This is a genomic window from Legionella steigerwaltii, from assembly GCF_001468065.1.
In the GTDB taxonomy this organism is placed as follows: Bacteria; Pseudomonadota; Gammaproteobacteria; order Legionellales; family Legionellaceae; genus Legionella; species Legionella steigerwaltii.
In genome coordinates this window covers 20,238-34,790 of the sequence record NZ_LNYZ01000010.1, presented here as the reverse complement: position 1 = coordinate 34,790, position 14,553 = coordinate 20,238, and the positions used below count along the sequence as shown (strand labels likewise).

Genomic DNA, 14,553 nt, shown 5'->3' with positions numbered 1-14,553 from the left:
AGCGAAGCGAAACCCGGGTTCCGCTTCGCTGCACCCAGGCTACATAGATTTATTTAGCTAAATATTGCAATTAACTCGTTCACCGGTCGGCGTAGTGATCCTTGGCAATTAATAAAACGTGATACCGGGAAGCTCTTGATTTCTGCTTTTCTATAGTGGTATCGAGTAAATTCGGTGTCGTGATTGGACAGAATAACTGGAATACCTTTTGCTGCTGTCTCTTGGGCCAACTCGGTTAGCTCTATTTGATCTTCTGTTGTAAACAGTTTTTTGGTGTAAGGTAAATGGTGTGATTTCTCTGAAAGAAGTACATAAGGTGGGTCGCAATAAATTACATCTCCTCGTTCCGCATATTCAAATGTTTTTCTAAAGTCATTATGGATGAATTCAGCTCGTTGACTTTTCTGATGGAAAAGATGCATTTCTTTATGTGGAAAATAAGGTTTGCTGTAAAGTCCAAATGGAACATTATAAAACCCTTTAGAATTATATCGGCATAATCCATTGTAACCATGACGGTTTAGGTAAAGAAAAAAAGCGGATTTTTGTGGTGAATGAGACGAGTCGTTAAAATCAGATCTTATTTGATAATATTTTTCTCTCTGGTTGAATTCGGGACTAAAATAGGTTTGGCAGAACTTAATAAATGCATCCCCTTGTTGTTGCAATGTAGTAAAAAGATAAATTAAATCTTGATTACTTTCTGCTAACAGATGGGACGAATAATTCGTATTCATAAAAACAACGCCCGAGCCTGCGAAGGGTTCAATTAAACGTTTACCCGGGGGGAGAAAGGGAATAATTTTTTCCAGGCAGTTGTATTTACTGCCTGCCCATTTAAGGAAAGGCCTTATTTTAACCATAGGTTTTACCACGATTCATTCAGAAAGAAGTATTGCTTATTTTTAAGAAAAAAAACAGAATTTTTTGTTTGAGTCAGATTACAATTCGCTAGATTGAGCCAAAATGGCCTAATTTTTGAGCAACGAAACACAGTACCCTATTTACAATGAATTAATATGTTTTTATCATTGATTTTTGTTTCAAAAATCAAATGAGAGGCATTATGAGTCAACGTGGAGGGAAACGAGAAGGAGCGGGAAGGCCTCCAGGTGGGGGAAAATATGGATTAGAACCAACTAAAGCAATACGGATTCCTATTTCTCGTCTTTCGGAAATTCATGCCTTATTGGAAAAGGGGCCTAAAACATATAAATTGCCTCTTTACTCCAGCAGAGTTCAAGCAGGATTTCCTTCTCCAGGTGATGATTATATTGAACACTATTTGGATTTAAATCAGCAATTAATAAAACATCCTGCTGCGACATTCATTCTTACCGCGACCGGAGATTCGATGATTGATGCGGGAATTCATACTGGTGATCTCTTGATTGTTGACAAGAGTCTCGAAGCACAGCATGGGAAAATTGTGATCGCAGCGCTCAACGGTGAATTGACAGTGAAACGCTTATCTAAAATAGGCGATCGCGTGCAGCTTCTTCCTGAAAATCCGAAGTATAAACCGATTGATATTACGGATGGACAAGATTTAGTGATTTGGGGTGTAGTTACTTATGTAATTCATATGCCAAGTTAATGGTAAACGTTCGCATAATAGCGTCAACTTAAGAAATCGTAGCCCTGTAGCCTAGGTGCAGCGAAGCGGAACCCGGGTTTTGTTGGCGCAAGCTTCCCTGGGTTCCGCTTCGCTGCACCCAGGCTACGGGGCTACAAGAGGTTAGAATGCTTAAGTTGACGCCATTACCTGAACAGCTACAGTTAATGGTTTTTCCCTAATCTCACTTCAGCATTCCCAAATTAAAGGAAATAAAGCGTGATCCATTGGTGCACCTGCTGGAAGCTGTTCGATTAAACCTGGAAAGTCAGGTGATGTAACCCATTTTCTTGGTGCATGAGTTATGTCGTCACCAAGAAAACGCACAGAGAATACTCTTCGTCGTTGATTATAATTCACTCCATTTGCAGAATGAAGTGTAAGCATATGAAAGCAAACCACATCACCAGGATTTATTGCCCAACCTATAATGGGGTAGTCTTCGCGCTTTGCATCGATATTGGGGAGATCCGCGAGGCTTCCTTCAGGAAACCATTTTGCTTGATGATCCATAAAAGAACGAGGCATGAGCCATGGCCCCAAATGAGAACCAGCAATGAACTCTAAAGTGGATACGCGTGGTACTGGATCAACAGGTATCCATAAACTGCAATTTTGCCTTCCTTCAATATTGTAATAAGGCTGATCTTGGTGCCAGGGTGTTCGTTGTCGAGTACCTGGTTCTTTGACTAAGAGATGATCATGATAGAGTCGAGTTTTTTTACTCTCCATGAGCCTGCCTGCAATCAGACTAACCGGTGACTCAAAAATAAATTGCTTATAATGAGGGTTTGCTTGCCAAGTACAGAAATCCTCAATAAATTCCCCTGGATCATCACTTTTACTCGCAATTTTAACCCTATGACTGGGCGATTTCAGGTTAAGTTCAATGCCTTCACGAAGTAATTCTATTTCTTCAAAGCTTAGAGTTTGGCGAATACAAACGGCTCCATCTTGTTTATAAGCATCAATATGAGCCTGCGTAATAACCGCCTCAACACGCTGAATAATTTGCTGAGAAATGGAATGGTTTTTCATCTGTTGGTGAAGAACAATGTATCACATCCATTGATAATACTAAAATTCAGGAAAAAGAACTATTTCTTGAAATATTTACTGTAAGTGCAGCATATTGTTTTTAAAAAATTCATGAGCGCAATGAAAAGTTATGCTATTTTACAGCTTTGCTATAAAAAGGATTTGCACGTGCATGAGCTGAAATTAAGTTCTAGCGAACGAAAAATTATTTTTCTTGCTTCTTTGGGTGGTGCGTTGGAGTTTTATGATTTTGTCATTTACGTTATTTTTGCACCAATAATCAGCCAGATTTTTTTCCCGGAAACTGACAAATTAGCTTCACTGATGAGTGTATATGCCGTTTTTGCGATTGGTTATTTAATCCGTCCCCTAGGTGGAATCGCCTTTAGTCATTTTGGAGACAAATACGGTCGTAAAAAAACGTTTATTTTTTCAGTTATCCTAATGGCCGTTCCCACGGTTCTTATTGGATTTTTACCTACTTATCAACACATAGGGATTTTTTCGAGTATCCTTTTGATTTTTTTGCGCTTATTGCAAGGATTATCAATCGGTGGTGAGATTCCCGGAGCATTAACTTTTACTTGTGAACATGTGAATCCTCGTTCGCGAGCACTTGCTTGTGGTGTTATCTTTTCTTTTCTTAATTTAGGTATTTTTCTGGGGGCTTTGATTAGTTTAATTCTCACGAATCAACTTTCAAACGCTCAATTGTTACGCTTCGGTTGGCGCATTCCATTTATATTTGGTGGATTGCTTGGGATATTCAGTTTCTACATTCGCAAACGGTTGGCTGAAAGTCCTTTGTTTCTTGCATTTAAAAATTCAGCGGAAAATACGCGAATGCCTTTTGTTGAAGCAATTACCTTATACTGGCGAAAGATTTTACAAGGTATTGGTATAACGTGTCTTGGTTCTGTAATGATTAATTTATTATTCTTATATATGCCCACCTATCTTTCAACGATCCTTGCTTATCCAAAACAACAAGCGACCTTATTTAATACCATTAATTTGGGTTTTTTTTCTTTATTACTTATATTTTTTTGCTGGTGTGCTGATCGAGTGGGGCGTAAGCTGGTTCTTTTAATTGGAGTGGCTGGTTTTATTTTATTAAGTCATTGCTTATTTATTCTTTTATCCAAGCAAACCACTTTATCACTAACTGCTGCTTTAGCTATTTTTGGTGTTTTGAGTAGTTCTATTATGGTTTATCCCAGTTTACTGGTTGAGCTCTTCCCGGTATCTATTCGTTACACCGGGATCGCTATTTCTTATAATCTTGCATTCGCATTTTTCGGAGGTTTAACCCCATTTATTGCTACTTATTTAATTGAAAAGTTAAACAACAATCTTGCCCCCAGTTTTTATCTAATGTTGAGTGCAATTCTATGTTTTATAGCCGCATTAACCATTAAAAAACTCTATGCAGAAACGGAGGTTTTATCGTGAATTTTGTAGTAAAAGCTTTTGTCTTTTTAAGTTTATTTTTGTTGTTGTCTCTAGCGAATGCTGCGAGGCCTTTTATTATTGATACAGATGTGGGGGTGGATGATGAATTGGCAATTCTCTATTTGTTAGCACAAAAAGATATTGATGTTAAAGCGATTACAGTGGTAGGCACCGGAGAGGCTCATTGTTCCACTGGATTAAGGAATGTTGCTGGATTATTAGCCTTAATGCATCATGATAAAATTCCACTAAGCTGTGGCCGTGAAACCCCTATGGCCGGAACACATCAATTCCCTGACTGGTTACGTAAACTCGCTGATAATCTAGTGGGTGCTGCAGATTTATTACCTAAAGTCAAAGTGATGCCTTCACAAACTGCAATTCAATTGTTGCAATCCACTTTAAAAAACGCAAAAGAGCCAGTCGAGATTTTAGCGATTGGTCCGTTAACCAATCTGGGTGAGCTTGTGACCCAAATGCCAGAAATAAAAAATAAAATTAAAATGATTTATATTATGGGGGGAGCAGTGGATAGTCCAGGGAATTTGGTGGATGTGGATCGTTCAATTAAAAATACCACTGCAGAATGGAATATTTATATTGATCCTTATGCTGCCGACAAAGTATTTCGTTCTGGAATCCCTATCACTATGGTAGGCTTGGATGTGACCAATCAGGTTCCTGTAACAAAAGCTTTCTATCAGAAACTGAAACTAAATCAAACGAATCTCGCCAATCAATTTTTCTATGAGCTTTTTCATCATAATGAGGCGGAAATATTTGAACATAAATGGTATTTTTGGGACGTACTCTCTGCAGTAATCGCCTATGATGATTCAATTGTTAAATCCAGTAATAGAAAATTAAGGGTAGTATTAAGTCCGGAAGAACGGTCGGGGACTACGGTAGAAGATGAGAAGGGTAATACAGTACGGGTATGCACTTCAGTAAATCAAGAACAATTAGAAAATATTTTAATGGACACATTAAAAAAGAAAACGTCCTGATTGGCTTGATTTTTTGTAGCCTGGGTGCAGCGAAGCGGAACCCGGGTTTTATGAGCATGAATGAACTTTCTCAATCCCGGGTTCCGCTTCGCTGCACCCAGGCTACAAAGCTACAATTCATTTTAATTGGGAAGAGAACGCTCTTCTTCAAAGAACTGCACTTTCCCTGTTTTTATGTCATGTAATCCCGCAACAATTCCTATTTGTTTTTTACTAATTAAGTCTTTGAGTATTGGACTTCTTTCCTGTATTTCTCTGACAACCCTCAAGGCATTCGCTTTAGCAATCGCATCAATTAATTGGGGTTCAGCACAATTTTTTGTTTTTTGTTCTTGCATACTTTCTTGAACAACGGGTTTGATTTTGTCTAAAACATCGGTGAGATGTCCCAGTTGAACCCCACTACATGCACCAGCTACTGCGCCGCATGAGGTATGTGCCAAGACTACAATAAGACGAGAGCCAACTACTTTAGTTGCAAACTCCATGCTTCCCAAAATATCATCATTGAGTACATTTCCGGCCACACGTAAGGTAAATAAATCAGCTAAACCTTGATCAAAAAATAATTCAGGAACACTGCGTGAATCCATACAATTGAGGACTACTGCAAATGGATATTGACCAAAAGAGGATTGATGTGCCTGTTTTAAATAATCTCTTTGTATTTGGGTGTTGGTTAAAAAGCGTTGATTTCCCACTTTCAAGCGTTGCAAGGCTTGCTTCGGGGTCATCTGTTGTTGTTTTGTTTGAGTTATTGTTTTACCTAAAATAGGTACTTCTGTGGCAGATGAATTTGCAAAACTCGTGGAAACACAAGTAAAACCTAATATTAAAATTCTTAGCAGATACTGCATCGTAATTCTCCATTTTTAATTAGAAATTGTCCCTTTGTTGATGTTAACTTTTCCGTCATAAATTAGCCACAAGAAACCTGAAGTGGTACACGCATTAAATCGCGATTATGCCAGGTACCTCCTTTTACTTTGGGATTAAAGCGAGTGAAATAGAGATAAGGTGTTTGACCTGAGTATTCAAAATTGAGCCCCGGGCTTTGGGGATCAAGAATACTGGGATAGGTTTGTCCAACGACTCCTGAACCTCTATGAGATGCATGGAATTCCGTAAACGTAGTTTTCATGATTTTCTGCGGCTGTGACCAATTAATCATATCAGGGCTAGTGACGTAGCCAAAGAAGAGAGAACCCCCTTCTCTGATTCCAACGGTTGCGACATATTGCTTGAGTAGGGTGTTGTAGGTCCAAGAACTTGGTGGTGCAGAAAATACTGGAGTACAGAGGTGTTGCGTTGGATCAATCGTTTTATCGCGGTAAGGTGTTGCATTCACAACAACTGAAAAGTCCTTACCGTTCCAGGCGCGCCAACGACCTGGTTTACTGACATCATCGCTTCGATAGAGGCAGGTTCCTCCTTTTTGAGCCTGGCCGGGAGCACCACGGTTGCTCGCTAAAAGATAATAATAGGTTTTGCCATTTGTATTCGCTGAAATAATATTGGTTGATGCGCGAATGCCACCTTGTTTTTTTGCATTAAGCACGTAGGGATAAGGCGATACCAGCCCTAGTCTAACCTGGCCATTGACTCTCTCGGTATGAAAGGTTTTTCCGCTATCCGTTGATTTACCAACAGTGACGTTAGGATATAAGCAGGGATTTTCTTTACCAGAGGGGCAATATTGCTGAGGTTGTTCCCAGCCATGAAACTCGTTATGGATCAAGCTATAAATAGTCTTGCCATCGTAAGTCCAGGGGCTACGGAACCATTTCCAATTATCAAAGGAATCCGGTGTATTCCCAGCAATAGGTTTTACTTCATTGGTAAAAGGTTGACTGCAATCGCGTTTAACCTCATTTAGAGTTTTACCGACACTCATGTAACTGCCGGAAAATCCATTAAATAAATGCACCATCCCCTCGGCATCTTTGAAGGCCATAGCAGGAGTATCAGGAATATCCATCTCGCTGCAATGATCTTTTTTATAAGAATAAACAACCTCACGAGGACCGGAAATTTTAATCTGTGGATTTTGACAAACGGACTGATTGCCTGCTAAGCCCTTTAATGTGGTTAAAAGTAAAAAAATACTAAAAAGAACGCGCTTATCCATCATAAAGCCCTTAAAACCATTGATTCTTCATTTAATATTAAATTTGAGGCCGTTGGCAATAGTGATAGTGCACAGTTGACAAAAATAACGTTTATACCCCCTTGAATTTTAATAAAGCGCCTTTATTTCTTAAATATATAAACAACGATTAGGAGAAAATTATGAGTATAGTAAGACGTGATTATTTTCCGGTATACAATGAGATTGGGACTTTGCTAGACAATTTTTTCAGAGGAAACCAATCAGACTCTTCGATTGTTGATACAAGTACATGGGCGCCTCCTGTAGATATTAAAGAAGAAAAAGATCGATTCTTAGTACTTGCAGACATTCCTGGAGTGAATAGAGAAGACATACAAATATCTTTAGAGCATAACATCTTAACACTCCGCGGGAAGCGTCACTTTGAGAAAACAGAAAACAAAGATAACTATACGCGTATGGAACGTTCGCAAGGTCATTTTTATCGCCGCTTTAGCTTACCGCAAACTGCTGATGATGCAAAAATAAGCGCTAAATACAAACAAGGCGTGTTGGAAATTTCAATTCCTAAAAAGGAAATGGCGGTTGAGAAAAAAATTGATATTACAGTAGAAGAGTAATTGGGCTCATCACTCTTGTTTGCACGGCGGAATCAGGAGTTTTTTGTAGCCCGGATTAGCGCAGCGTAATCCGGCTACAATACCCCCAAACTACATCTTTAAAAACCAGCAGGTTTATTGGTCATCAGGTAAAAAACAATAATCAGACTAATAAATGCTGGCCAACCTAAGCAAAACCAATATTTAAAATAACGGAAATAAGTAGGAGGTAAGGGCATGTTTTTTTGTTCTGCCTCCACAGCAAAATCGCGCATTTTAATCTGGAGATACACTACAGGAAACCAGCAACAAGCTGCAATTAAATAGCCAATAATTGATCCCATTACCCATAATGAGGTCCAGGCATAACCTGCTAAATAGACCATCCAAAACCCAGTAACCGGTTGAATAAAGCCAGAGGTTCCAGTAAAAATCCAATCTGCAAGCACGACATAGCGTGTTGTAGCAGCAATCACTTCAGTTTTTCCTGTTCGATGTCCGTACAACATGGTACAGGCAGTTCCCATGCCCGTACCAAAAAGGATTGTCGAACTGATGACGTGAATAAATTTGAGCCAAAAATAGAGCATTATCGATCAGACTCCAGGGCTAAAAAAACGAATATCGCGGCCAAAAGCGGAATATTTTTTGCTAAAGGTGCGAACGGTTCAAACCATAGATTAGGAAGCTTCCACGTTAATAAGGCACTATAACCTAAAATGATGATGATTTGTAATAGACTGATTTTTTTTAGGTGATTCATAAACAATACGGCCAAACCAATAACGGCATCAAGAATGCTGGCTCCATAAAATAAAATAGGTTGCCAGAACGCACTCACCCCAATTTGAGCTAAAAGTTCATAAGAAGCAGATTTAGGGTAGAAAAACAGGCAGATGATTGCAGTAAATAGCCAAATAAATGCAATACTAAATCTTAGGATGGGTTTAAGAAAATAAAGTCGTGCATGCCAACGATCTTGTATCGAACTGGGATGGCGATACATCCCCTCAGGGAATACTTGGGGCGTAAAACCAATTTTTTCTTGAAATTTTTGGGTCTCTTCTGGGCTTGTAACACTGTTTTGAACAAGTAATTTATAAGAGTTAGTATTCAAAACGGAATAGGGGATTAAATCGCCAATAAATGAGGCAAATCGAATAAGTTGTGCAGGGACAAAAAACAATCGTGATTTGGCAAAACCTAACCAGGTTCGCATGTGCATTAGGATATCATTTAAGCTAACTCGTTTTGCACTGACTGCATGTAACAGTAAATTGTGTTCCAGAGGTAAATCAATCAACTCGATGATGGCTTTAGAGAGATCTTCAACATGAATGGGCTGAAACTCTTGCCCCCCTTTACCGGGTACAGGGGTAATCCATGGTAATCCACACAGACCGCGAAATAAAGAGGAGCCGCCGTATGAGCCACGACCATAAACTAAGGATGGGCGCAGAATAATTGATGGAATAGGAAGTGTGAGTAAATAGTCATCCGCTGCTTTCTTACTTTGAGCATAAACTACATCGGATGCCTCAATGCCAAGAGCGGAGATTTGAATAATCTTTTTTACTCCTGCCTGGACGCATGCATCAAATAATGCTTTCGGTGTTTCATAATGAATGGACCATATTATTTTATTCTTAGGATGGTAAAGAATTCCTACACAATTAATCACCAGATCAATTTGTTGCAAACGTTCGCCCCAGAGATTGATGGATTGATCATGGATAAAATCACAGGGAATAATACGTGCTGAGGGGAACAATTTTTGAGTGAACGCAACATCACGAACACAGCATGTGACTGCATGTCCAGCTGTAATGAGATCAGTTACAATGTGAGCAGCAATAAAACCTGATGCACCAGTAACCAATACATTCATTGCAGACCCTTAATTATCCACTCAATGACCTAATCATAATTTATCTGAGGCTTTATTTCAGCTGGAATTTTAAGAGAAAATCCTTTCCCACTTGTGGGATAGGGGCAGGGGTGAGGGCATCCCTCATCCGCCCTGACGGGCACCTTCTCCCTACAAGGGAGAAGGGAATCTAATTACAGTATCCTTAAGCAACTTTGAGCTGTGGATTTAAAGAGAAAATCCGAATTCTATGATTATCTGGATCAAGGGCTACAAAGGTATAACCAAAATCCATCATCGTTGGCGTTTGAGCAATCTGGATTCCTTGTTTTTGCCAGAGGGTATAAAGTTCATCAATTGCACGATCATCTTGTACTTGCAGTGAAAGCTCATTTCCACCGCCCATCAGGGTGGCGCATGGTTCAACAGTATGTTTAGCCCATAAACCAAGACGCATGCCTGATTTCAATACAAACATGACAAAAGTAGGTGATGAGTCGATGGGTTGGCTCTTCAGTATCCCCTCATAAAAAGGTGCACTGACTAGAGGATTATCGACATAGAAAATTATTAAATTTGGATCAAGATGCATAATAAACTCCTTTTGATTTAATGGAGATAAGAGTTTAAAGGATCGTGCTGACAGTTTTTGTCAGCAGTGATTGACTCCGATAATGCTAGATATGGATAACAAAAGTGATTGGTGTTTTAATATCGCCAAAGTTGCCCTGCCCAATAAGTAAAGACAGGAATATTTATAAGGAAGTTGATCATGAATAAGTTTTACGTAGATCCTGATATTGCACAAGCCTCCACTTTACCTGCACATTTTTATACGTCTGTGGAATGTTTCGAACAGGCAAAAGAAAAAATATTTGCCAGGACTTGGCAATTTTGTTGCAGCACAGAAAGCTTACGATTAGAGGGACAGCTGGTACCTTTTACCTTATTGCCAGGCTTGTTGGACGAACCTTTATTATTTGTACGTGATGAACAAGACTGTTTTCGTTGCCTTAGTAATGTCTGTACTCATAGAGGGAATATCTTGATTGAGGCACCGTGTTCTGCCGAGAAAATTAAATGTTCCTATCATGGGCGTAGATTTAATCTTTGCGGTGAACTTTTGCATATGCCTGAGTTTGAGAAAACCTGCAATTTCCCAACGGCAAAGGACAATTTACCGCAAATCCCATTTGATTGTCTTGAACCATTTCTTTTTGCCTCATTAGCGCCTCAAGTATCTTTTAGGGATGTGTTTGCTGATATTAAAGAGCGTCTTTTTTGGTTACCTATGGAAAAAATGCATCTCGATAGCAATCGCTCACGTGATTACTTAGTTAAAGCGCATTGGGCATTGTATTGCGAAAATTATCTTGAGGCGTTACATATTCCCTTTGTCCATCATTCATTAAGAAAAGTGATTGATTGCACCACTTATACCACCGAGCTTTATCGTTATTGTAATTTACAATTGGCTCTAGCCAGCCATGGTGAAGAAAGTTTTGATTTGCCTAAAGACTCCCTTGACTACGGGAAACAAGTCGCCGCGTATTATTATTGGATTTTTCCAAATACAATGCTTAACTTTTATCCATGGGGATGTTCTGTCAATGTGGTAAAACCATTAGGTCCTGAATTAACTAAAGTTTCATTCTTAACGTACGTTCTTGATGAATCCAAGTTAGGTAAAGGAGCTGGTGGAGATTTGGATAAAGTAGAACGTGAAGATGAGGCAGTCGTAGAATCCGTCCAACGGGGGATTCGTTCTCGTTTTTATGAAACCGGTCGATTCTCTCCGACAAAAGAGCAAGGAACCCATCATTTTCAACGTCTACTGTGTGAGTTTCTTAACGATTAGGTGCACTGCCCTTAAGTGAAGAGATAAATCCTACATACTGCGCTTTATTCGCGGTATCCAGGATGTTACTTTGAAGTACTTGAGCGCTCTTTTTAAAAGCAAGAGCTCCGGATACTGCGCATAAAGCGCAGTACGTCAAGATAATTAATGGAAGTGTGAGTACTTTACTCTTTTTCCAAATTCAAGGATTGAATGATGCATGATCTAACCCCAGAACCTTCGCTTCATCGCAAACTCAATGCGCGTATATTGGGAATGATAACATTGGGTGGTTCTATTGGAACGGGTATTTTCTTAGCGAGTGGTAATGCTTTATCCATAGCTGGACCTGGTGGTACCTTGCTTGCCTATTTGATTATGGGGATCATGGTCTATTTTTTGATGACTGGTCTTGGTGAAATGGCGGCATTGATGCCTACTAGCGGATCGTTTTATGTTTATGCAGCTCGCTTTTTTGACCCCTCTTTAGGCTATGCGCTAGGATGGAATTATTGGTATAGCTGTGCCATTTATATTGCATCAGAAATTTCTGCCTCTGCATTAATCATGCATTTTTGGTTTCCTGAGAGTTCATCATTGCTTTGGTGTTCTGTTTTTCTCTTTTTGATTATCGGCTTTAATGCGATATCCACTAAAGCATTCGGTGAGATGGAATATTGGCTTTCATTTATCAAAATTTTTGTCATTATTTTATTTATTGTAACCGGAGTTTTTTTGGTTTTGGGGTTCACAGAGTACAAAGCAGGTGGCTTTCAAAATTGGCGCATTGGTGATGCTCCATTTCATAGCGGATGGATTGGTGTTCTTGGCGCTTTTGTTGCAGCGGGTTTTTCTTTTCAAGGTACCGAGTTAATCGGAGTTGCTGCTGGGGAAAGTGCACATCCTGAGAAGACTATTCCCGAAGCCATAAAAATGGTTTTTTGGCGTATTCTAATATTTTTCGTTTTATCTCTTTTTATTATCAGTCTTTTAATTCCCTATACTGCATCACAATTGGTTAGCTCTGATGTGGTAACGAGTCCTTTTACTTTAGTGTTTCAACAATACAATAAAGCGTTTGCAGCAACGATTATGAACGTGGTCATTCTTATTGCAGTCATATCAACAGCAAATTCAAGTATGTATGTTGGCAGCAGAATGCTTTGGTATCTAGCTAAGGAAGGGCATGTTCCTCGAGTTTTTTCTGTTGTTAACCGAAGAGGAATACCCATCTATGCTTTAGCTTTAACGAGTGCAGTTGCTATGTTGGCTTTTTTATCTTCCATTTTCGGTAACGGTACGGTTTATTTTTGGTTGCTCAATGCAACGAGTCTTTCCGGCTTTATTGCCTGGATGGGAATAGCAATAAGTCATTACCGCTTCCGCAAGGCTTATTTGCATCAAGGAAAAGATCCTGCCAAGCTTCCTTATTTAGCTAAGGGGTATCCTTTTGGACCCTTGTTTGCTTTTGGTGTATGCATCATCGTTATTGGCGGACAGAATTATACTGCTTTAATGGCGACCCCTATTGATTGGTATGGTTTGCTTATTTCTTACATCGGAGTGCCACTTTTTCTCATGATATGGATTGGGCATAAATGGATTAAAAAGACCAAAATTATACCCTTGAAAGAGTGTCAGTTCGAATAAGCGGTAATTGTGCAGATAATAATTTACAAGTGGCTTTATTCAGCTTATATTTGATTTATGTACCAAAATCAAAAAGTGACCTAAATCATGTATGCATTAATTGACTGTAATAATTTTTATGCATCGTGTGAGCGTCTTTTTCGTCCTGATTTACGAGAGAAGCCTATTATTGTGCTTTCAAGTAATGATGGTTGTGTTATTGCTCGATCCAATGAAGCTAAGGCTTTGGGTGTGGGTATGGGGGAGCCTTATTTTAGGGTTAAATCTTTATGTGCACGCCATCAAATTCAGGTATTTTCTTCTAATTTTACTTTATATGGTGATTTATCTCAGCGCGTGATGGCGACTATAGAGCAAGATTGGCCACATATGGAAATTTATTCTATTGATGAAGCTTTTCTTGATTTAAGCAGTATGCCTGTACATTTACATGATTCATTTTGCCTGGCTTTGCAAAAAAAGATTTTAAAAAATACGGGTATTCCTACTTCCATAGGTATTGCTCAAACTAAAACACTGGCAAAACTTGCCAATCATCTGTGTAAAAAAGTCTTAAAAACTCCTATTTTTAATATGAACAATCAAGAAGAATGGCTGAAAAAAATTGCCATTGGCGATGTCTGGGGTATTGGTAGGAAGTGGAGTAAAAAGCTTATTGATTACGGTATTTATACGGCTTTTGATTTAGCGACGACTAATGTACACGTACTGAAAAAACAGTTTAATGTAGTGGTGATGCGCACAGCTTTAGAGTTGCAAGGTATTTCTTGCCATGATTTGGAAATACAGGAAGCCAAACAAAGTATTCTATCCTCCAAAAGCTTTGGTTCCATGCAAACTGAATATGCAGCGGTAGCAGAAGCTTTGAGTAGTCATTGCGCGCGTGCAGTTGAAAAATTGCGTGCTCAACGCTCATTAACACACGGCATGCATGTTTTTATCTACACCAATCGATTTCGAGATGATTTGGCACAACATGTTCAATCCATTGAGGTGCGTTTTGTTCACCCCACCGATGATTTGAGAATAATTACTCATTTAGCGAAAAAAGGGTTATTCCGAATTTTCAAGCAAGGATATCATTATAAAAAGACTGGAGTATGCCTTGTTAATCTTACCTCCAAAGAATCACGTCAACTGGATTTATTTCATCAAGTCAGTCAAAAGGAATTGCAAGCAACAGAAGATTTTATGTTCGTTTTTGACAAAATTAATCAAAAGTTCGGTCGAAATACCTTATATCTTGCGGCAGAAGGGTGCAACAGTAAGCCTTGGGATGCACGCTTGCAAATGTGCTCACCGCGTTACACTACGTGCTGGTCCGAATTACCCGTGGTACGCATACGTTCACGTAAATGATAGAAAGATAATTATCAAC

At 39.1% G+C, this 14,553-nt stretch carries 14 protein-coding genes; 7 read left to right on the top strand and 7 right to left on the bottom strand.

Annotated elements, in window-relative coordinates:
* Nucleotides 1-53: 53 nt before the first annotated feature.
* Complete coding sequence (locus Lstg_RS06785; protein ID WP_058476912.1) at nt 54-863, bottom strand: Dam family site-specific DNA-(adenine-N6)-methyltransferase; 810 nt, start codon at nt 861-863, stop codon at nt 54-56.
* Nucleotides 864-1,066: 203 nt separating this feature from the next.
* Between Lstg_RS06785 and Lstg_RS06780 the strand changes: the two genes are divergently transcribed.
* Complete coding sequence (locus Lstg_RS06780) at nt 1,067-1,597, top strand: LexA family protein (protein ID WP_058476911.1); 531 nt, start codon at nt 1,067-1,069, stop codon at nt 1,595-1,597.
* Between the two features lie 207 nt (nt 1,598-1,804).
* On the opposite strand, the gene Lstg_RS06775 is transcribed toward Lstg_RS06780, so the two are convergent.
* The gene (locus Lstg_RS06775) at nt 1,805-2,653 is read right to left on the bottom strand and encodes a phytanoyl-CoA dioxygenase family protein (protein ID WP_058476910.1); all 849 of its coding nucleotides are present in this window, start codon (nt 2,651-2,653) and stop codon (nt 1,805-1,807) included.
* 168 nt (nt 2,654-2,821) lie between these two features.
* Between Lstg_RS06775 and Lstg_RS06770 the strand changes: the two genes are divergently transcribed.
* Together Lstg_RS06770 and Lstg_RS06765 are read left to right on the top strand one after the other, a co-directional pair.
* Nucleotides 2,822-4,105 (top strand): MFS transporter, encoded by a 1,284-nt coding sequence (locus tag Lstg_RS06770; protein ID WP_238585389.1) that lies wholly within the window; start codon nt 2,822-2,824, stop codon nt 4,103-4,105.
* On the top strand, nt 4,102-5,112 hold the full coding sequence (locus tag Lstg_RS06765) for a nucleoside hydrolase (protein ID WP_058476909.1): 1,011 nt from the start codon (nt 4,102-4,104) through the stop codon (nt 5,110-5,112). Before Lstg_RS06770 ends, Lstg_RS06765 begins: the two co-directional genes overlap by 4 nt.
* A 122-nt stretch (nt 5,113-5,234) precedes the next feature.
* Here Lstg_RS06765 and Lstg_RS06760 read toward each other — a convergent pair whose 3' ends face one another.
* Nucleotides 5,235-5,969: a carbonic anhydrase family protein gene (locus Lstg_RS06760; protein WP_058476908.1), complete on the bottom strand. Its 735-nt coding sequence runs from the start codon at nt 5,967-5,969 to the stop codon at nt 5,235-5,237.
* Nucleotides 5,970-6,031: 62 nt separating this feature from the next.
* The gene (locus Lstg_RS06755) at nt 6,032-7,243 is read right to left on the bottom strand and encodes a hypothetical protein (protein ID WP_133129196.1); all 1,212 of its coding nucleotides are present in this window, start codon (nt 7,241-7,243) and stop codon (nt 6,032-6,034) included.
* Between the two features lie 158 nt (nt 7,244-7,401).
* On the opposite strand from Lstg_RS06755, the gene Lstg_RS06750 reads away from it, so the two are divergent.
* Entirely contained in the window at nt 7,402-7,842 is a 441-nt protein-coding gene (locus Lstg_RS06750; protein WP_058476906.1) for an Hsp20/alpha crystallin family protein, read from the top strand.
* A 98-nt stretch (nt 7,843-7,940) separates the two neighbouring features.
* On the opposite strand, the gene Lstg_RS06745 is transcribed toward Lstg_RS06750, so the two are convergent.
* The 3 genes from Lstg_RS06745 to Lstg_RS06735 form a co-directional block, all read right to left on the bottom strand.
* Nucleotides 7,941-8,411 (bottom strand): DUF2269 family protein, encoded by a 471-nt coding sequence (locus Lstg_RS06745; RefSeq protein WP_058476905.1) that lies wholly within the window; start codon nt 8,409-8,411, stop codon nt 7,941-7,943.
* Entirely contained in the window at nt 8,411-9,709 is a 1,299-nt protein-coding gene (locus Lstg_RS06740; RefSeq protein ID WP_058476904.1) for an NAD(P)H-binding protein, read from the bottom strand. Before Lstg_RS06740 ends, Lstg_RS06745 begins: the two co-directional genes overlap by 1 nt.
* A 184-nt stretch (nt 9,710-9,893) precedes the next feature.
* Nucleotides 9,894-10,280 (bottom strand): VOC family protein, encoded by a 387-nt coding sequence (locus Lstg_RS06735; protein WP_058476903.1) that lies wholly within the window; start codon nt 10,278-10,280, stop codon nt 9,894-9,896.
* 180 nt (nt 10,281-10,460) lie between these two features.
* On the opposite strand from Lstg_RS06735, the gene Lstg_RS06730 reads away from it, so the two are divergent.
* From Lstg_RS06730 to Lstg_RS06720, 3 genes are all read left to right on the top strand, one after another.
* Nucleotides 10,461-11,546: an SRPBCC family protein gene (locus Lstg_RS06730; protein ID WP_058476902.1), complete on the top strand. Its 1,086-nt coding sequence runs from the start codon at nt 10,461-10,463 to the stop codon at nt 11,544-11,546.
* A gap of 192 nt (nt 11,547-11,738) precedes the next feature.
* Complete coding sequence (locus Lstg_RS06725; RefSeq protein ID WP_172462826.1) at nt 11,739-13,175, top strand: amino acid permease; 1,437 nt, start codon at nt 11,739-11,741, stop codon at nt 13,173-13,175.
* 87 nt (nt 13,176-13,262) lie between these two features.
* Nucleotides 13,263-14,534 carry a Y-family DNA polymerase gene (locus Lstg_RS06720; protein ID WP_058476900.1) on the top strand — a complete coding sequence of 424 codons (1,272 nt, stop codon included), beginning with the start codon at nt 13,263-13,265 and terminating at the stop codon, nt 14,532-14,534.
* Nucleotides 14,535-14,553 lie beyond the last annotated feature (19 nt).